Annotated in this window: 12 protein-coding genes; 3 read left to right on the plus strand and 9 right to left on the minus strand. The window is 42.6% G+C overall.

The features are described 5' to 3' along the window. Positions 1-9: 9 nt before the first annotated feature. The 3 genes from G610_RS0115340 to G610_RS0115350 form a co-directional block, all read right to left on the minus strand. On the minus strand, positions 10-1485 hold the full coding sequence (locus G610_RS0115340) for a leucine-rich repeat domain-containing protein (protein WP_026525466.1): 1476 nt from the start codon (positions 1483-1485) through the stop codon (positions 10-12). A 194-nt stretch (positions 1486-1679) separates the two neighbouring features. Beyond that, the gene (locus G610_RS0115345; RefSeq protein WP_026525467.1) at positions 1680-2687 is read right to left on the minus strand and encodes a GTP-binding protein; all 1008 of its coding nucleotides are present in this window, start codon (positions 2685-2687) and stop codon (positions 1680-1682) included. Beyond that, a complete protein-coding gene (locus tag G610_RS0115350; protein WP_026525468.1) occupies positions 2687-3673 on the minus strand; it encodes a dipeptidase in 987 nt (328 codons plus the stop codon). The genes G610_RS0115345 and G610_RS0115350 overlap by 1 nt, the downstream gene beginning before the upstream one ends. Before the next feature lie 147 nt (positions 3674-3820). Between G610_RS0115350 and G610_RS0115355 the strand changes: the two genes are divergently transcribed. Both G610_RS0115355 and G610_RS0115360 read left to right on the plus strand, forming a co-directional pair. Then, positions 3821-4384: a TIGR01440 family protein gene (locus tag G610_RS0115355; protein ID WP_026525469.1), complete on the plus strand. Its 564-nt coding sequence runs from the start codon at positions 3821-3823 to the stop codon at positions 4382-4384. 254 nt (positions 4385-4638) lie between these two features. Beyond that, on the plus strand, positions 4639-5577 hold the full coding sequence (locus G610_RS0115360) for a Uma2 family endonuclease (protein WP_035797759.1): 939 nt from the start codon (positions 4639-4641) through the stop codon (positions 5575-5577). 53 nt (positions 5578-5630) lie between these two features. Here the strand turns inward: G610_RS0115360 and carB are convergent, their stop codons facing one another. From carB to G610_RS0115390, 6 genes are all read right to left on the minus strand, one after another. Further along, entirely contained in the window at positions 5631-8915 is a 3285-nt protein-coding gene (gene carB, locus G610_RS0115365; protein WP_026525471.1) for a carbamoyl-phosphate synthase large subunit, read from the minus strand. Between the two features lie 74 nt (positions 8916-8989). Beyond that, on the minus strand, positions 8990-10189 hold the full coding sequence (locus G610_RS0115370) for a carbamoyl phosphate synthase small subunit (protein ID WP_026525472.1): 1200 nt from the start codon (positions 10187-10189) through the stop codon (positions 8990-8992). Between the two features lie 196 nt (positions 10190-10385). Beyond that, the gene (locus G610_RS0115375) at positions 10386-14261 is read right to left on the minus strand and encodes a phosphoribosylformylglycinamidine synthase (RefSeq protein ID WP_026525473.1); all 3876 of its coding nucleotides are present in this window, start codon (positions 14259-14261) and stop codon (positions 10386-10388) included. A 156-nt stretch (positions 14262-14417) separates the two neighbouring features. Continuing rightward, on the minus strand, positions 14418-15005 hold the full coding sequence (locus G610_RS0115380) for a TetR/AcrR family transcriptional regulator (RefSeq protein ID WP_026525474.1): 588 nt from the start codon (positions 15003-15005) through the stop codon (positions 14418-14420). A gap of 17 nt (positions 15006-15022) precedes the next feature. Then, entirely contained in the window at positions 15023-15490 is a 468-nt protein-coding gene (locus tag G610_RS0115385; protein WP_026525475.1) for a hypothetical protein, read from the minus strand. A 227-nt stretch (positions 15491-15717) separates the two neighbouring features. Further along, entirely contained in the window at positions 15718-19641 is a 3924-nt protein-coding gene (locus G610_RS0115390; protein WP_026525476.1) for an InlB B-repeat-containing protein, read from the minus strand. Positions 19642-19855: 214 nt separating this feature from the next. Here G610_RS0115390 and G610_RS0115395 point away from each other — a divergent pair, with 214 nt between their 5' ends. Then, positions 19856-20398 carry a VanZ family protein gene (locus G610_RS0115395; protein WP_026525477.1) on the plus strand — a complete coding sequence of 181 codons (543 nt, stop codon included), beginning with the start codon at positions 19856-19858 and terminating at the stop codon, positions 20396-20398. Positions 20399-20428: the final 30 nt, after the last annotated feature.

Here is a 20428-nt window from a genome sequence, read left to right on the forward strand (position 1 = left end):
CTAATTCACTTAATTAATTTTGGAACCTGAATCCCTCTTACCCTTTAAGAGTCTGGTGTAAGAAGAAAGCACTTTCTTCGGAACCTTGAATGATGCCCCTTTCTTTATCTTCTTGAAGGCCTTGGAACCAACCTTCTTTACCTTGTTGCCTTTGAAGGTAACCTTCTTAAGCTTAGAGCAGTTATAGAATGCTTTTTTGCCAATCTTAGTCACATTCTTACCTATTGTAGCCTTGGTAAGACTCTTGCAGCCCGAAAATGCATTATCGCCAATCTCAGTTATTCTGCTGCCTATTGTAATACTCTTGATTGCGCTTCCCTTGAAGGCATTATTTGCTATCTTTGTAACAGCGTAGCTCTTACCACCGATAGTAACATTTGCAGGAACACTGAAATTCCCTGCTGCAGTGGTTGCTGCTGTAACAGTAGCATTTTCACCATCAATCTTGTAGGTTGCATTGTTTATGGTAACTTCTGTTTCAGCTACAGGCTCTTCAACCTTCTTCTGTTCTTCCTGCTTATTGGGCGTTTCAACGGGTTCATCTGCTGGTTTTTCTTCAGGTTTTTCAACGCTTAAAACAAAGGTCAAAGGATTAAAATACTGCATTCCTTTATTGTCATAGTCTTTTGCTGCATGACTGTTTATCTTAAGTTCTACACTGCCTTTGCAACTGCAGGTATCAAGTTTTTTAAATTCAAGACCTATACTCTTTTTGGTAATGCCGACGTCATATTTTCCATCATTATTTAAATCAACCTTTATAGGCAGACTGTTCTTTATATCTGTGGTTTCTTTATCAAATCGGATCTTATCAACATTATTAAGTGTATTAACAACACGTTCTCCTTCTATAGGCGCAAAATGATCGGAGCTGATGAAGGTATAGTTTTCTTCGCTGAGATCCATAGTGTAAGCCCCTTCACACATTGGTGATCCTGTGTTATCAGGAACAGTGAAGGTAAAATAGAAGAATATTTGATAATTCTCATTTTCATATATTTCCTTGGCATCAAAAACAAGGAATCTGTTATCCTGATCACAGAACTTAAGTGTACAATGATCCCATATTTCAGAGTCTCCAACCGGGTAGCCCCATTCATCTAATTTACGTGTCTGAGCCATAATTTGGATTCTGCCGGTATAAGTCTGACCTGCTTGAAGCGTATCTATTTTATTTCCATCTTCTCCATAAAAATATTCTGTATCTTTTCCCACGCTAAGATCCAAATAAACTGTACACATCCCTTCCAGTCCATTTTCCTTATAATTCACTACAATAGATCTGCCCAGTTCAGTATTACCGGCAATCAGATCGTTTATTCGCATACCTTCCTGAGGCTTAAGTAGTGGCAAAGTTACAACCTTATTAACAAAATCCACCTTAAGCTTATCTCCTTCTGCGGCGTGAGTGATAACAGAAACTGTCGCGAATAACATAAAGAACGATAACAAGAACATTAGTGAAAACTTTTTCAAACCAGACATATTATAATACCCCCTTTTCCAACTAGAATTATAGCTAAAAAAGAGGGGGTATATACTACGAATTATGAACAGATTCGTGCATAATCCGTACTTGACAAGATCTATTTTTCATGATTTTTTATATAACCAATTATCAATATGTACTTTGAGTTGAAAATTTGCCTATAAAATACATTATTTATTTATAATTTTAGTCAAAGTGACACCTGAGAACAATAGTCCTTGAAAATATCATTTATGTAGGCTTTATTCAGTCCTTCTCCTATGATAATAAGAACATTTTTGCTGCTGACAATGGGTGTAATGCTAAGCTCTTTTTCAGTGGCATTAAGCTCTGCCTGAGAGTTCTCACCGGTTTTTACAAAGCCCTTTATTCTGATTATGTGTCCTGCTTTTTCATCCTTAAACAGAGATTCGGAGATCTCTTTAAGCTTTTCTACGGGCATCTCCACATCAAAATAAAACAGCGGATTATACTGCTCATCTTCTAAAGGAAGCTTTACATAGGAGGCGTGTCTGTATCCGGCTTTTTCTATGTTTTCAAAATCAGAATCTGTCAGGTCAGAAAAGCTTTTAGCAATGAAGTGTTTTTCCGGCGAAAACCAAAATTCGTCCTTATCGCCTATAGGCTCATTAGCAGGAGCTTTGGATTTACCGGAGCATCCCAGTCCAAACTCAGCCATGATCTCATTTATTTTTCCCATGACATTTTGGGCATCAGTATCCTGTGAAAGCTTACTGAGAACTATTTTCCCTGCGCAGGCGATCTCAGACATGAACAGATATCTTGATACACCAGAAAGCTCGCTTACACTCTTAGCATCCACGATAGAGATAACGTTGCCAATCTCATACCATCTATCAAGGGGTTCATCGTAGAGTACGTCAAAGAATTCATCCACGTCATAGATTCCTGAAGGCTCGATTATCACTCTGTCGTAGCCGCTCATACCCATGGAGATTAGCTTGGTTCTAAAGCGCCTTCTGTGAGCCTCTTTTCCATCGCCGCCCACTATCATCTCCAGATTGCAGTTATCTCCATAAAGATCCTGAAGCAGCACCATATCCACATTCACTGCGCCGTAGTCATTTTCTATTATGCAGATTTTCTCCCCCTTATTAAGAAGATACCTGGCATATTCCCTTATAAAAGTAGTTTTTCCTGATCCAAGAAAGCCTGTTACCAAATCTATTTTTACCATCAGATGCTCTCCAATACTCTCATTACATTTTCACTTGCAAACTTATCAAGAACTGAGGAAGACAGCCCCTTCTTTGAAAGAATATCAAATAAAAGCTCCATTTCCTCAGGATGCTTTATCTCGATGTCGCCGTGTATTCCGTCAAAATCGGTACCAAGAGCTATGATATCCTCGCCTCCGACCTTATACATATGAAGTACATGTGAAGCGATAAATTCAGCTCTGGACTTTGGATCGCCCTCCCCTATATTCACGAATTCGGGAGCAAAATTAACTCCTGCTACGCCTCCCTTTGAGGCTATGATTTTTATCATTTCATCAGTCAGATTTCTTTGATGGTCTGTCAGCACTCTGCAGCTCGAGTGAGATGCTATAAAGGGCTTTTTGCAGGTCTTGGCAACGTCAAAGAATCCGCCGTCCGATAAATGTGATACGTCCACAAGAATGCCAAGTCTGTTCATCTCTTCCACTGCTTCAAAACCAAAGGGCTTAAGGCCTTTTTCCATGATGTTCTTATCGGCCGAGTTGGGATATCCAAGACAGTTCTCACCGTTCCAGGTAAGTCCGATGGCACGAACGCCGTCGTCATAGACACTTCTTAGCTTATCAAGACTTCCGTTTAAAAATCTTCCATCCTCCAGGGTAAGCATGGCTGATGCTTTGCCTGCTGCCTTGTTTTTCCTGACGTCCTCTGCACTTAATGCAATCGCTATTGAATCTGAATGCTTCTCTACCTGTGAATAGAGAATGCTTTTAAGCTCGCTGTAATACTCATCATCAGAGGGAATCTCTCTGGTAAATCCCGCCTGCTTTTTGGTCTCCTCATCAAGCTCCGGTATAAAAAACACCGCAAAAAACTGCAGCAGCTGTCCTGCCTTTATCATATTTGAAACGCTCTGCATTCCCTGACCTTCAAAGAGCCTCTCCTCCCCTTCAAAAAAGGCCTTCATCAAAGTATCGCAGTGCATATCCGCATATGCTCTCATACTCTCCTCCATCTGGTTATATTAAATTAGTTTGATTTGGTTATGTTTATAATACCAATTTTGGAATATATTATTACCTAACCTACACAACTTCTATAATACTACATCACTTCAGTAGGAACATCACAATAAAAAAGGAAAAACGTCATGAATTTTGAAGAAATTACAGCCCAGAGCAGACAGGCAGTTACAGAAATACTTGAAGCAGCTAACCTTAAGAAAGGTTCCATTTTTGTCATCGGTTGCTCATCCAGTGAAGTCCTTGGCGATCAGATCGGTACCGCCACAAACGTGGATGTGGCAAATGCCGTATATGACGGAATAATTCCCGTACTTAAAGAGCATGGTATCTATGCAGCTGCGCAGTGCTGCGAGCATCTAAACAGAGCTCTTGTAGTTGAGCGAAAGACTATGGAAAAATATGACTTTGAGCAGGTAAATGCCATCCCTCAGCCCAATCATGCTGGTGGCGCCCTGGGAACAGTATGCTATCAGAGATTCGATGATCCGGTTCTTGTTGAAAGCCTTAACTACAAGGCAGATGCAGGAATTGATATTGGCGGCACCATGATAGGAATGCACATGCACAGCGTCGTAGTTCCCATGCGCATCTCTCTTCGTAAGATTGGCGCAGCGCCCATAATCTGTGCCCGTCACAGGCCCAAATATGTAGGTGGTCAGAGAGCCATCTATGATGAAAATCTCATGTGAAAATTAAAGAAGGGTGCAACCTTCAAGGTACCTAAGAAAGTGCTCTCCTCTTACACCAAACTTCTTAAAGGTAAGAGAGACAACGGATCGAAGGTTACTAAGTAATACTTTAAAACATGTGCCGAAAGGGTCATTTAAAAATGGAGACTGCAATTTGCAGTCTCCATTTGCTTTGTATATAATAGGATGCTATAATATATAAAACTATTGTATACTATTGATATTTATATCGCAACATTTCCAGGAGGAACCAAATGACCATAAAACAGATGCGTGAGATTAAGGAAACCAGGGGATACAGCTATAGCCAACTCTCAGAATATACAGGAGTGCCATCTATCACACTCCAGAAGATTTTTACAGGCAAAACCAAGAATCCTCGTAAGGCTACTTTGGATGCTATAGAACGGGTTCTTTCAGGCAATGAAGCTACTTATCAGGGCAAAGCTTATGAGTATGGTTCGTCAGGATTTAGCGGGAATACCGGCGATACTTTATTTGATCTACAAAATACTAATAGCTCCATGCTGATGGAGGGAGCTCCTGCTTTTAGCTCTGATGAAACAACAAATGGCGACAATACTTTAAGGCAGCCCACACCCGAAGGTATAAAATATGGAAGTCCCTATAAGAAACAGGGAGAATTTACTCTTGAAGACTACTCTGCTCTTCCTGATGAGCAGAGAGTTGAGCTTATTGATGGCGTGTTCTATGACATGCCAGCACCTAGAATTGTTCACCAGGATATCTCCTATGTAATTCATTCCGCCATAGCTGATTTCATTAAGAAAAACAAAGGAAAGTGTAAGGCATTTTTTGCTCCAGTTGATGTACAGATAGACTGCGACGATAAGACTATGGTTCAGCCCGATGTTCTGGTTATCTGTGACAGAAGTAAAATAAAGGGTTTTGGCGTATATGGTGCCCCGGACTTTCTTGTGGAGATTCTTTCTAAAACCACAAGAATAAAGGATTTGACCGTCAAGCTTGCTAAATATCTTGAAGCAGGTGTGCGGGAATATTGGATAATTGATCCGCATAAAAAGTGCCTGATAAAATATAACTTTATGGATGAGGATTTTATTCCTGAAATAATGCCGCTTAAAGGGGAAGCGCCTGTTGCTATCTATGATGGTAAGCTTAAAATTAGTTTGGATGAAATAGCAGCTTCCATCGAAGAATTTGGTGAATGAGAATAAATCTGAAAAAGCAGCAGCGAAGTTCATCGCTGCTGCTTCTTATTTCACTATATCTTTGCAATATCTACAAGCTCTAAAGTATCTTCTTTATATGCATCCTCCAAGCTTGTTACCAGCGCTCTTGCTGTATCAAGGGCTGTAATTACATTAACGCCTGTCTCGATTGCTGTGCGGCGGATCAGGAATCCGTCACGGGTCTTGTCTCGTCCCTGAGTAGGTGTGTCGATTACAAGGTCTATTCTGTGTCCAAGGATAAGGTCGATGACTGTAGGTGATTCCTGACTGATACGGTTGACCTTACGGGCTTTTACTCCGTTCTCATTAAGGGTATCTGCTGTGGAACGTGTAGCGTAAATTATATAGCCAAGCTTTTCAAAGCGTCTTGCTATATCAATTACTTCACCCTTATCAGAATCCTTAACGGTGATGATCATCTGCTTATGCTTGGGAAGCTTTATGCCTGCTCCAAGGAAAGCCTTATAAAGAGCTTCACTGTAGGATTTGCTGATACCAAGACACTCACCTGTACTCTTCATCTCAGGTCCAAGGCTTATCTCAGCTCCTCTGATCTTTTCAAAGGAGAATACCGGCATCTTGATGGCGATGTGCTCAGCTTCAGGCTGAAGTCCCGGTGTGTAGCCAAGGTCTGTGAGTTTTTTGCCCATCATTACCTGTGCTGCCAGATCTACGATTGGAATGCCTGTAACCTTACTGATGTAAGGAACAGTTCTTGATGATCTGGGGTTAGCCTCGATGATGTAAACCTCATCTCCCACCGCGATAAACTGTACATTTATAAGTCCGATTACATGAAGAGCCTTTGCAAGTCTCTCTGTATAATCAGCGATAGTCTGCTTGACCTTATCTGAAAGTGACTGTGCAGGATAAACTGAAATTGAGTCACCGGAGTGAATACCTGATCTCTCGATATGCTCCATGATACCTGGGATAACGATGTTCTCTCCGTCGCAAACCGCATCAACTTCAGTCTCAACACCCTGAAGATATTTATCTACCAGGATGGGGTGATCCTGAGCAATTCTGTTGATGATGTTAATGAACTCTTCAATCTCCTGATCGGAAAGTGCTATCTGCATGCCCTGTCCGCCAAGTACGTATGAAGGTCTTACAAGTACGGGATAGCCAAGTCTGTTTGCAACTTCCTTTGCTTCCTCTGCGGTATAAACTGTAGCACCCTCAGCGCGCTTAATTCCTGTCTCTTCAAGGATTCTGTCAAAGATCTCTCTATCCTCAGCAGCATCAACATCCTCTGCTTTGGTTCCGTAGATCTTAACACCCATTTTCATAAGGTCCTGAGTGAGCTTGATGGCTGTCTGTCCGCCGAACTGAACCACAGCTCCGTCGGGCTTTTCAAGTCTTACTATATTCTCCACATCCTCAGGTGTAAGAGGCTCAAAATAAAGCTTATCTGCTATATCAAAGTCAGTTGAAACCGTCTCAGGGTTGTTGTTGATGATGATGGTCTCATAGCCTTCTTTTTCAAAAGCCCATGTAGCGTGAACTGAGCAATAGTCGAACTCGATACCCTGACCGATTCTGATGGGACCTGAACCGAGAACCAGTATCTTCTTTTTGCCTGATCCCTCTCCTGCTGCTTCATTCTCCTCATCGCTGTCTCCGTAAACTGAGTAGTAGTAAGGAGTCTCAGCCGCGAACTCTGCAGCGCAGGTATCAACCAGCTTGTAGGCAGCCTTAATTCCATAGAAATCTCTAAGACCTTTGATGGTCTCTACTGAGAATCTTGTAAGTCTGCTTATTACTTTATCCGGATACTCAAGTCTCTTAGCCTTAAGAAGAGTGTCATAGCTTATGATCTTCTTAGCTTCTTCGAATTCAGGTACGTTTTCTTCAGAGACCTTATGTCTTGCTATGGTGCTCTTTTCACCGAGTCTTAAAAGCTTAAGCTCCATCTTTACCAGTGTGTGGATCTTGTCGATGAACCAGTGGTCGATCATTGTGATCTCGTGGATCTCATCATGGCTCATGCCGCGGCGAAGTGCCTCAGCGATAACCCATATTCTCTGGTCATCCACAACTGTAAGTCGATCTTTTAATTCATCATCATCAAGATCTGAAAAATCGTAGCTTGTAAGGCAGTCCACATGCTGCTCCAGTGAACGGATTGCCTTCATCATTGCACCTTCAAAATTGGTGCAGATACTCATTACCTCACCGGTAGCCTTCATCTGAGTTGTAAGGGTACGCTTAGCTGTAATGAATTTATCAAAAGGAAGTCTCGGGAACTTCACTACACAGTAATCCAGTGTGGGCTCAAAGCTTGCGTAGGTTTTTCCTGTGATGGCATTCTTGATCTCATCAAGGGTATAGCCCAGGGCTATCTTTGCTGCAACCTTGGCAATGGGATAACCTGTTGCCTTAGATGCAAGAGCTGATGAACGGCTAACTCTGGGGTTAACCTCGATTACACAGTACTCAAAGCTTGTGGGATGAAGCGCAAACTGTACGTTACATCCACCTGTGATCTGCAGCTCGTCGATGATGTTAAGAGCTGCGCTTCTGAGCATCTGATACTCTTTATCGGTAAGTGTCTGAGAAGGTGCAACTACGATACTGTCACCTGTGTGAACTCCGACAGGGTCGATGTTCTCCATGTTGCAGACTGTGATGCAGTTACCTGCACTGTCTCGCATTACCTCGTACTCTATTTCCTTCCAGCCTGCGATGCAGCGCTCAACAAGAACCTCGTTTGCTCTTGAAAGTCTGAGTCCGTTTTCAAGGATTTCCTCACACTCTAATCTGTTGTGAGCGATACCGCCGCCTGATCCGCCAAGAGTAAATGCAGGACGAAGAACTACAGGGTATCCGATTTTCTCTGCAAATGCTACACCGTCATCCACGTTATGTACTACAAGTGATGCTGCACAGGGCTCGCCGATCTTCTCCATGGTATCCTTGAATTCCTGGCGGTCCTCAGCTTTCTTGATGGTCTCTGCTGTTGTACCAAGAAGCTTTACTCCGTGTGATGCAAGGAATCCTGATTCCGCAAGCTCCATACCAAGGTTAAGTCCTGCCTGTCCACCAAGGGTAGGAAGCACGCTGTCGGGCTTTTCCTTTTCAATGATCTGCTCAAGTACTTTCACTGTGAGGGGCTCGATATAAACCTCATCAGCGATATCTTTATCTGTCATAATGGTTGCAGGGTTGGAGTTAACAAGGACAACCTCAATGCCCTCCTCCTTAAGGGAACGGCAGGCCTGAGTTCCTGCATAGTCGAACTCCGCTGCCTGGCCGATTACAATCGGTCCCGAACCTATAACCAAAACTTTTTTCACATCTTTATTCTTTGGCATGTTATATCCTTTCCAAAAATATTTACCCTCATCTGGCGCTACGCGCCACCTTCTCCCTCTAAGGGAGAAGGCTTTTATTTGCGCATCATATCAATAAACCTATCAAACAGATATCCGCTGTCCTGGGGGCCGCAGCAGGCTTCCGGATGGAACTGAACTGTGAAAATATTTTTGCCCACATATTTAAGACCTTCGTTAGTTCCGTCATTTACATTGACGAAGGCCGGTACAGCGATGCTCTTATCAAGCGTATCTGTATTCACAACATAACCGTGGTTCTGTGATGATATGTAAACTCTTCCGGTTTCAAGATCCTTAACGGGATGATTACCGCCGCGGTGTCCGTATTTCATCTTGTAGGTATCAGCACCTGTAGCAAGGGCCATAAGCTGATGTCCAAGGCAGATTGCAAAAATCGGCACATCTGATGCGTAAAGTTTCTTGATCTGCTCAATGACTCCCGTGCACTCCTTGGGATCACCGGGGCCGTTACTAAGCATGATTCCGTCGGGCTTATCCTTAAGAATCTCCTCAGCGGTCGTATCCTGAGGATAAACTGTAACGTCACATCCTCTTGCTGCAAGGGATGCTGCGATATTGTCCTTTGCACCCACATCAAGAAGTGCAACCTTTAGTCCTTTTCCGTTAAGCTCTCTTACAAGGCTGGGACGCTTTTCTCTCTTGGAAAGGTCACCCTTAAGTGATGCCTCAAAGTCTTCTTTTTTGAAAACAGCGCTTCCTGAAAGAGGTCCGTTATCACTGAGGTCTTTGCTTCCTGCGATGAACTTTTTCTCTTTGCAGGATACCTTCTCAACAACCTTACCTGTGTTATATGCCTTGAGCTTCGGGATGATCTCATCCACGTTGTAGTTCTCATTAGTGGTGATCATGCCGTTCATTGTTCCTTTTTCACGAAGGATGCGAACAAGTTTCCTGGTGTCTATTCTCTCAATTCCGGGAATGTCATATTCTTCAAGGAATTCCTGAATTGTCTCATCACATCTGAAATTAGATGCAACATCGGACAGTTCTCTTACTATCACGCCGTCAAGCCAGATTCGCTCTGACTCCATGTCGTCTTTACACACGCCGTAATTACCGATAAGCGGATAAGTCATGCAGACAGCCTGTCCTGCATAGGATGGATCTGTAAATACTTCAGTATAGCCTGCCATGGAAGTGTTAAAAACGATCTCGCTTATAACTTCCTTTTTGGCGCCTATGGCATGCCCCTTAAAAACAGTGCCATCCTCCAAAATCAAAAATGCTTTCATTCGCTCCTCCTATAATTAGCCCTCATCCGGCGCTACGCGCCACCTTCTCCCAGAGGGAGAAGGCTTTTCTCATCTGCCTTCCCCCTCTGGGAGAAGGCTTTTCTCATCTGCTTTCCCCCTCTGAGGGAAGGCTTTTTCTCATCTGCCTTCCCCCCTCTGGGGGAAGGTGTCAGACGAAGTCTGACGGATGAGGGTCTTATTTGTAGTACTTCACACCACTCTCAAATATCTTCATATCCTGCTCACCGAAGATATTTACTGCTACGCCGTCACCGCGACGCTCTGAGTGACACATCTTACCAAGACATCTTCCGTCCGGTGATGTGATACCTTCAACAGCCATGTAGGAACCGTTGATGTTCCAAAGGTTATCAAGATGTACCTGTCCATCGGGATCGCAGTACTGAGTTGCAATCTGTCCGTTCTCAAAGAGCTTCTTAAGAACGTCTGTAGGTGCTACGAAACGTCCCTCACCGTGTGAAGCGGGATTGGTGTAAACACCGCCAAGCTCAGCGTCCTGCATCCAGGGTGACTTGTTACTTACAACCTTGAGGTAAGCCATGGTTGAGATATGGCGTCCGATTGTATTGAAGGTAAGTGTAGGACTATCCGGTGTCTGACCGGTAACTTCGCCGTTAGGTACAAGGCCAAGCTTGATCATAGCCTGGAATCCGTTACAGATACCAAGTGCAAGACCGTCTCTGTTCTGAAGAAGGTCGTTAACTGCTTCCTTGATGCTCTCGTTCTGGAAGGCTGTTGCAAAGAACTTAGCACTTCCGTCAGGCTCATCACCTGCAGAGAAGCCGCCGGGGAACATGATGATCTGTGCCTGTTCGATTGACTTCTTGAACTCAGCAACAGACTCTATGATGTCCTGTGCGTTTCTGTTTCTGAAAATCTTAACTATTGTATCAGCGCCTGCTCTCTCAAAAGCCTGAGCTGAATCGTATTCACAGTTACTGCCGGGGAATACAGGTATGAAGACTGTAGGCTTTGCAACCTTGTTCTTGCATACATAAACCTCGGAAGCCTTGTATTCTTTTGTAAGTGCGCCGTCATCAAAGATGCTCTTTTTATCTGCGCTATCTGTATCATCCTCGGAAACAGGTGCAACTGAAGGAAATACTTTTTCAAGCTTGTTCTTCCAGTTTGCAAGTGCATCCTCTTCAGAGATCACTACATCGCCAACAGTGAACTTGCCATCATCTGTTACAACACCGATCTCTCTTGCTTCTCTGAGAGCAAGTACATCGCCTGCCTTATCTGCAGGAACCTCAAGAAGGATGTTACCGATTCTGTTGGTGAAGAGGTCTTCATTCTTTACACAGCCTGCGATTTTTACACCAAAGCCGTTACCAAATGCCATGCGGCTGATTGCTGCTGCAACGCCGTAGCAGTCGATAGCGTAAGCTGCTTTTACATAGCCCTTCTGCATGAGGTCGTGGATCTCATCATAGCGAGCCATAACCTTTTCATAATCAGGAAGGTCAAACTCATCTCTGTCGATAGGAAGCTCGATGAGCATATCTCCTGCTGCCTTCAGCTCAGGTGTGATTACATCCTTACCCTTTGCAACATCTACTGCGAAGGAAACAAGTGTAGGCGGAACGTTGATCTCGCCTGATGCTCTCTTTTCATCACCTTCGTAGAAGAAGGAGCCTGACATTGAATCCTTACCGCCGATTGAAGCGATACCGAATCTCAGCTGAGCTTCAAAGGATCCAAGAAGTGCTGTGAGAGGCTGACTCCATCTGGTCTTGTCAGCTGTCATTCTCTGGAAGTACTCCTGGAATGTAAGGTGGAGGTTCTTGTAGTCACCACCAGTAGCCACGATTCTTGCAACTGACTCTGTTACTGCGTAAGCTGCGCCGTGATAAGGGCTCCACTTTGAAAGATAAGGATCAAAGCCGTAAGCCATCATTGTAACTGTATCTGTCTTGCCGCCAAGAACAGGAAGTTTTGCAACCATAGCCTGTGTCTCTGTCAGCTGATATTTTCCGCCGTATGGCATTGTAACTGTGCCTGCACCGATAGATGAATCGAACATCTCAACAAGGCCCTTCTGTGAGCAGACATTCAAATCTTCCATCTCGGCAAGCCATGCCTTTTTAACATCATTCTCTGCAAGGGCCTTGGCTGCACCCTCACTTGCGATTTTATCTAAATAGTTATCTTCCTTGGAGGGAATGAGAACTTCAACTTCTGTCTCCTGGTGAGCTCCGTTGGTATCAAGGAAAGAACGCTTGATATCTACGATTTTCTTACCTCTCCACTTAAGGACAAGTCTGGGCTCCTCTGTAACAACTGCAACCTTAACTGCTTCAAGGTTCTCCTCAGCCGCATATTCAAGGAACTTATCAACCTGAGAAGGATCAACAACAACTGCCATTCTCTCCTGTGACTCAGAGATCGCAAGCTCTGTTCCATCAAGACCTGCGTACTTCTTCGGAACCTTATCAAGATCAACATCGAGACCGTCTGCCAGCTCACCGATAGCAACGGATACGCCGCCGGCACCAAAGTCGTTACACTTCTTAATAAGCTCAGAAACCTCAGGTCTTCTGAAAAGTCTCTGCAATTTGCGCTCTGTAGGTGCGTTACCCTTCTGAACCTCAGCACCGCAGGTAAGGATTGAATCTGCTGTGTGTGCCTTGGACGAACCTGTAGCACCGCCGCAGCCATCACGTCCTGTACGTCCGCCAAGAAGAACGATGATATCTCCGGGATCTGAGCTCTCACGGATTACATGCTCCTGAGGAGCAGCACCCATAACCGCACCGATCTCCATACGCTTTGCAGCGTAGTCGGGATGATAAACTTCTTTTACATAGCCTGTTGCAAGACCAATCTGGTTACCATAGCTTGAATAACCTGCTGCTGCGCCGCGAACAAGCTTTTTCTGTGAAAGCTTACCGTTAAGAGTATCAGCAACTGGAACTGTGGGATCAGCCGCACCTGTTACACGCATTGCCTGATATACATAACCTCTTCCTGAAAGGGGATCTCTGATAGCACCGCCAAGACATGTAGCAGCGCCACCGAAGGGCTCGATCTCAGTAGGATGGTTGTGAGTTTCGTTTTTGAAAAATACAAGCCAGTTCTCTGTTACAGGGCCGTTGCCGTAGTCAACATCCACAGGAACAACTACTGTGCAGGCATTGTTCTCCTCAGACTCTTCCATGTCTGTGAGCTTGCCGTCTTTTTTCAGCTTCTTCATACCCATAAGAGCGATGTCCATAAGTGAAATGAACTTCTCGCTGCGCTTTGCGGGATCTGCGTAAACATCCTCTCTTGCGCTAAGATACTTATCATAGGAAGCCTTGATAGGCGCCTGATAAAAGCCCTCGTCGAAGCTTACACTCTTAAGCTCTGTGCCGAAGGTTGTATGACGGCAATGGTCAGACCAGTATGTATCAAGAACGCGAATCTCTGTCATTGAAGGATCGCGCTTTTCATCATTATGGAAGTACTGCTGAATCCACTTGAAATCGTTGAAGGTCATGGCAAGACCGAATGACTCGTAGAGCTTTTTAAGCTCATTCTCAGCCATATCCTTAAAGCCATCAAGAATCTTTACATCCTCAGGCTCATCAAATACATCCACAAGTGTCTCGGGCTTTGCTTCATCTGCGATTCTGGAATCAACAGGGTTCATGGTGTAATCCTGAATCTGCTTAAGCTCAGCATCTGTGATATCGCCGATAAGCATATATGTAACTGCAGTGCGGATAACAGGCTCCTCGTCACCCTTTATAAAGCGAACGCACTGAACAGCAGAGTCAGCTCTCTGGTCGAACTGTCCGGGAAGTGCCTCAACGCTGAATACTTTTGCTCCTTCCGGAATCTCGATCTCCTCACGATAAAGGATATCAACAGGGGGCTCAGAAAAAACTGTGGTGCATGCCTTTTCAAAGACCTCATCGGAAACATTCTCCACATCATAGCGGATGAATTCCCTTACCTTGGACACACTCTTAATACCGAGATAGCTTTTGATCTCGCTCTTAAGTTCCTTTGCCTTTCCGGCATAGGGTGCCTTTTTTTCAACATAGATTCGTCTGACTTTGCTCATAAATCTCCTCCTATATTAACGCCAGTCTATAATTAACTTAGTCCGTTCGGATACGGATACAGTAACCGACCAAAATACGGTCGCTAACTGTAACCAGCTCCAGGTTAAATAAATGTATAAAATAAATGCTCCAAGAAAAATATAATTCTCGAAGCATCAATTACCACCGGGCATTAAGCCCTCCAATATATACAAAAGCTCACGGTCAACCGCGGCCTCGCTAACACCGATAGTTTTAGCGGAAACTTTAAGACCCTCAACCACATACATGAGATTGCGGGCACATCCATAGGGATCAGCACAGATGAATTCACCTGCACGAACACCATTTTCAATTAATGTCTGAACAATCTGGATACCGGCTTCGAACTGTTTGCGAAGCGGATTGTCTCCAGCTGCTATATCTTTTTCTGCGAAATATTCATAAGAAGCAAGAACAAGACTCTTCTTGCGAAGAATCTCCTTTTTCTGCTCTTTCAAGAAAAGAGCCAGCATATCGCCGGCAGTAGCGTCTCCTGTGAGCGCTTTTGAGATAGCTTCATCATCGTCATCATCGGGTTCATCAGACAGTACGGCAAGGAAAATCTCCTCAGTGGATGAGAAATAGAGATAAAGGCCTCCACGGCTGATGTCACAAGCTTCCACGACATCCTTCATGGTGACGTTCTTAAATCCCTTTTCTGAAAATACCTCACGGGCTTTTTTCAGAATGTATTTTCTTTTCTGAGCAGACTTCTCACTCATTCAAAAGCTCCCGTTAATTAGTAAGACATCGTTCCCCAAAAATGAATCAGATCATCCATTTTAAAAACCAGTGCGTACAGGACTCCGGTGTAAACACCCTCTGCCCAAACAGTACCCTTGGTCATTCCCTCCAGAATGTATCTGGAAAGCAGTCCCGCAAGATCGTCCATATCGGTTATCTCAGCATTCTCAATGAACTTAAGCTCATCCTTATAATTGGTGATATGATTTCTTGAATACACATAGTGATAATTGCGATTTATCATACCTGTCTGCTGAGCCTGCTTGACGAAACTAAGAAGCGTCGAATCATAAACAGGAAATGGCATTGAATTGGATAATTCGCTGTTGGAATAGCTCTCTGCCACCTGCTGCTTGGTGTGTTCCTTAAGCCAGTCGATGTAAGGTGCAAGTGTCGCCACATCGTCCTTGTATCTGGCTAAAATATCCTCTACACTGTTTTCGCCGTCTTTTCCTTCAAACATGTAACCGCCCCCTCACATTTAGTCGAAAATGTTTCCTAAATTCAAAGAAAAATCCCCCGGAACTCTTTTATCTCAAAGAATTATAACATAAGAGATAAAAATGTGAAGATGGCAAATTGTTCAATTAATAGTTTTATGAAATGCAGGTTGCTGACATATTTGTGCACATGGGTTTCCAGAACAAAAATGTCCTTTTTATAATAGAAATAAAGAATAAGAAGGGCATCTCAGCCCTTCTTAAATTTAAACTTCGCCTTCTTTGCGCCTGCCTTTTTGAACAACCTCACAAGCTTATTGTAAGCCTTCTTATCTTTACATACGATAGTGATCTTGGCTCCGTTTTTTATCCCCTTAAAGCTACCCTTACCGATGCTCTTAAGGTTATTACCATATACAGTAATATTGGAAAGTTTTTTGCATCCATTAAAAGCTTTTTCGCCTATGCTCTCGATGTTTGATCCTATTGTTGCTTTCTTAAGCTTCTTATTGTTCTTATAGGCGTTTTTGTTGATCCTTGTGATTCTAAAGCTGTTGTTACCATAAGAAACATATTCTCCTGTATTAACAGAAGCAGAATTCTTATTTGTAGCTGCCGTTATGGTCGCGGTACCTGACTCTGAAAGCTCATATTCATTGCCGCCCTGCACTACTATGCCATCCTCAGGAAGGTTATCAGCTTCACTGTAATCATCTACAATGTCATAATATTTCAGATTATCAGGCTCAGCTGCGGCAGGATTTTCTCCGGTTCCATTGCCACCGGACTTACCGGTCTCCTGCTCAGGATCTTCCTCTATTACCTTCCAGACAGCATAAAGATGTATGTAATTATTTGTATATACGTGTGTGGACAATCCATTTGTACTCAAATCCCTGGTCCATCCGATGAACTCAGAACCATCCCTTACAGGAACCTCCTGTGAGGCCAAGTCTATAATTGTACCATCTTCTACCTGTGTATACCTTGTTTCTCTTCCATCACTAAAGTGTCCTCCCAGTGCATCATATGAAACAGTATATGTCCTTCTGCTTTCTTCATGGCCTTCGTGACCTTTATCCTCCTTCTCCTTAGATTCCTCTGTTCCTTTAGAGCCTTCTGTCTCTTTAGACCCTTCTGTTTCTTTGGATTCTCCTATCTCTTTGGATTCTTCTGTCTCTTCTGACTCTTTAGGTGTTTGCGTTAATTTTGAGTAGAAATAGTATCTTTCCTCTTTATCGAAAACACTATCACGGCTAAAGGTCTCATCTGAATTGTAGCTTGCTGTCCAGCCTTCAAATTTATAACCGGTCAAAGCAGGCTCAGTTACTTTGTCAAAGGCTTCTCCAAAAGTACTTCCCAATGCTACCGTCAAGGTCTGTAATGACGGTGTGCCTGTTGAAGAAAAGAAATAGAGATTTACCTGCTTTTGACTCCACTTAGCATAAAAATCCGTATCTTTTCTAATTGTTGTACCAAGTATATAAGATTCGCTCTCTCCTTCTCTCCAGCCAACGAAAGTAAATCCATATCTTTCAGGCTTTGGTAATTCGTAATATGTGCCTTCAACAACCTTGATTTCCTCAGTCTTTTCATCGTAATCATAGTGCAAGGTGATCGTACAATTACTCTGAGTGAATTTAGCATAGAAATTGTATGAATCTATACTATCAATGACTGTATTGCGGGACAGCACATTTTCATTATCATTAATTGCTGTGTCAGTCCATCCTTCAAACTTATAGCCTGCCTTGGAAGGTTTTGTGACCCTGTCAAAAGCTTCTCCAAAGGTACTTCCAAAATTCACGCTAATTGACTGATATGATGGCGTTCCTATTGTAGAATTAAAATGGAGGTAAACCTTTTTAGGACTCCATACTGCATAAAAATCTGTATCCTTATAAATCCTTATACCTGATGTATAAGAAGATCCGGTATCCCCATCTCTTCTCCAACCAACGAAACTGTATCCATATCTTTCAGGCTTGGGCAATGTGTAATATGTGCCTTCACCAAACGCAATATTTTCAGTCTTATCATCATAATTGTAGCGCAGGGTCACTACACATGTTTTTTTCCAGATTGCATACAAAGTCGTATCACCGGTTACTTTATAACTTGTGAGACCACTTGTTGCATCTTTTGAAGTATTCCAACCGGTAAAGCTATATCCACTTTTTGAAGGCTTTTCATGGGTTCCCAAGGTAATGTAGGTATCATACTCTGAATTCTGCTTATCGGAGGTTTGACCATTTTTATAGGCTCCTCCATTGGCGTCATAGGTTACGGTATATGTATTCTTTTTCCAATGTGCATAAAAATACAAAGGTTTTGTTGAATCTATGACTGTATCAGGAGAAATAGCTTCATCAGAATCAAAGCTTTTATACCATCCGACTAACGTATGCCCCGCTTTAGTATAATCGGAAGCCAGCCTCATAGCATCGCCATAGGTTTTTCCAAAATTTGTACTTCTAACAGTTTTGCTTCCATCATCTTTATAAAAATATGCACTTACCTCAACAGGCTTCCACTGGGCATAAATATCCAGATTCGCACTTACAACTGTATTTTTATCAACTACACTTCCTCCACTTATTGAATTTGTCCAACCGCTTAAGTCGTAGCCATATCTGTAAAGAGTCGGAAGCTCCCCGATTGTACTTCCTTTAGCAATCTTCTTTATCTCTGTCTTATTATCATAATTATAATGTAGGGTAACTGTACGTAAATCTGACTGATCCGTTACAGCATCCTCTACATTATCTCCACCATTCCAGTGAGCATAAACAGTTATATCAGAATTAATAATTGTATTAGCTGTTACAACTGTTCCTCCGTCCTTTTCCGTATACCAGTTATTAAAGGAACATCTACTTAATGACATATTCTTAGGCATTTCGACAATTTTGCCCTCGTAAGTATAAGTGTATCTGTAAGGAAGATAATAATATGCACCTTTCTTAACCCCATCAAAATCTACTCTGTAGGCCTTTTTAATATTATTGTATGAATACCTGGTTCCATTAGCCAAAGGAGGATTAAGATATCCCATATGTTTACTATTCCTCAGATGTTTGGAAAGAGCATTATTAAATCCCGGAATGGAATAGTTATAGTGTGCAAAAGTATCTGTAGTACAATTAAAGTACTGGTGCGTCAGCAGGTAATTATATGGGTAACTATTATTATAATTACCATCATCCCATGTTGTATCAACTTCATAATAATCGCTGCCAAGTTTAACAACATTCCAGGCATGTCCTTCACCGGAACCAGTAACTCCAGAAACAACGTGAGTCTCTATTCCGGCTTTGTCCATAAGCATTTTAAATGCTGTGGCGTATCCCTGGCACACAGGCAGTTTTTCAACAAGTGCACCATACGCGGTATATTTTAGATATTTATTTGTTTCATCATAGTTATATTCAACAGCATCAATAAGGGCATCATGAATTGCAAGTTCCTTAGAAGCATCCTCGCCGGAAAGACTTAAACTGTTGTATAAGGAGTTACATGCACGCTTGAGGTCAGACTCCATCTGAGCAACCTGATTACCTGTATAATTTGAACCAGGTGTATTGTACATATAAAAACTATAATGCGACACCCCTCCGGAGTAGGCTGTAACAGTGCTGTATTTTTGCGAAAAAAGTATGGTCTCCAGTTCTTCCGGATGATCATACCATAAAGCGTGAATAATTGTTGACCAGTCTGGTCTTTCAAGGCTTTTTATCCCCGAATAAAAAAGTACTGCATCGCCTGCTTTATCAGTGCTAAATTCGCCAGTGATAGGACTTTTGTTTTGTCTGCAAAGTTCGAGTATTCCATCGTAATAAATCTTATCAATTTCAGTAAGCTGTTTATAATAAAAGCTGTTATTATCTGAGCTTCCTGAATATACTGGTTTCAATTCGAAACCGGCATTCATCAATTCATCAAATTCTTCTTCAGAAATCTCTATCTCATCCACCTGAGGCTCTTTAACAACAGGCATATCCCCTGCAGGCAGAGACTCGATATAATTTTCCAGTGAAATCTCATCGATAGAATCATCTATAGAAGCTGTATCAAAAGCATTTTCATAAGAAGATGCGCTTACGCTGTAAGACGCAGGCATAAACAAAGCACAGCATGCAGCCACTAAAAATGCACGACAAAGACCGGTTTTCATTTTAAATAACTACCTCTCATAAATAAATCATAATCTAAACACCATTTTCAACAGTATCACTTTATATGATTTTATACAAGTCTTATTTAACATTCCTTGAAAAATTTGCTAGACATAGTGTTTTTGCGCTATACTTGTTGCTAACATATTTGTGAATAAGATTTTTGATTGCACTGTATGTATGAAATAAGAGTTTTGATTTGGGGATTTAATAATGAAGTATTTTCTTTTATATATAAAACAAACGCTTAGATTTGTATTAAAGCCGCTGTCATTTGTACCGGCAGTCGTAATGATGATAGTGATTTTCAACTTTTCAGATCAGACTGCAGATAACAGCTCGGCTCTTAGCTATAAAGTGGGCGTTGAGGTGCTGACAGTTACAAATGATGTGCTGGATAAGGGCTGGTCCCTCACAAGGATCAGACAGATGAGTGAAGAATATCAGCATTATATAAGGAAAGCCGCTCACTTTACGGAGTACCTGATATTGGCAATAACGGTAGCTTTTCCGCTTTATGTGTACGGACTACGCGGCATTCCTCTTGTAATTGTGGCAGGGATGATATGCGCTGGTTATGCCTGTCTTGATGAATATCACCAGAGCTTCATTGATGGCAGATCACCATCCAAAAAGGACGTCGTGATCGACAGCTGCGGGGCGCTTGTCGGAATAATAATAACAAGAATAGTCAGCTGGACCGGAATGATGACCATCTTCCATCCTCTGATGTATAAAGAAAGGGAAAGACATTGAGATCTGTCTTTCCCCTTTTGGTTGTATTCT

It is taken from the genome of Butyrivibrio sp. MB2005 (genome assembly GCF_000424285.1).
Taxonomy (GTDB): Bacteria; Bacillota; Clostridia; order Lachnospirales; family Lachnospiraceae; genus Butyrivibrio.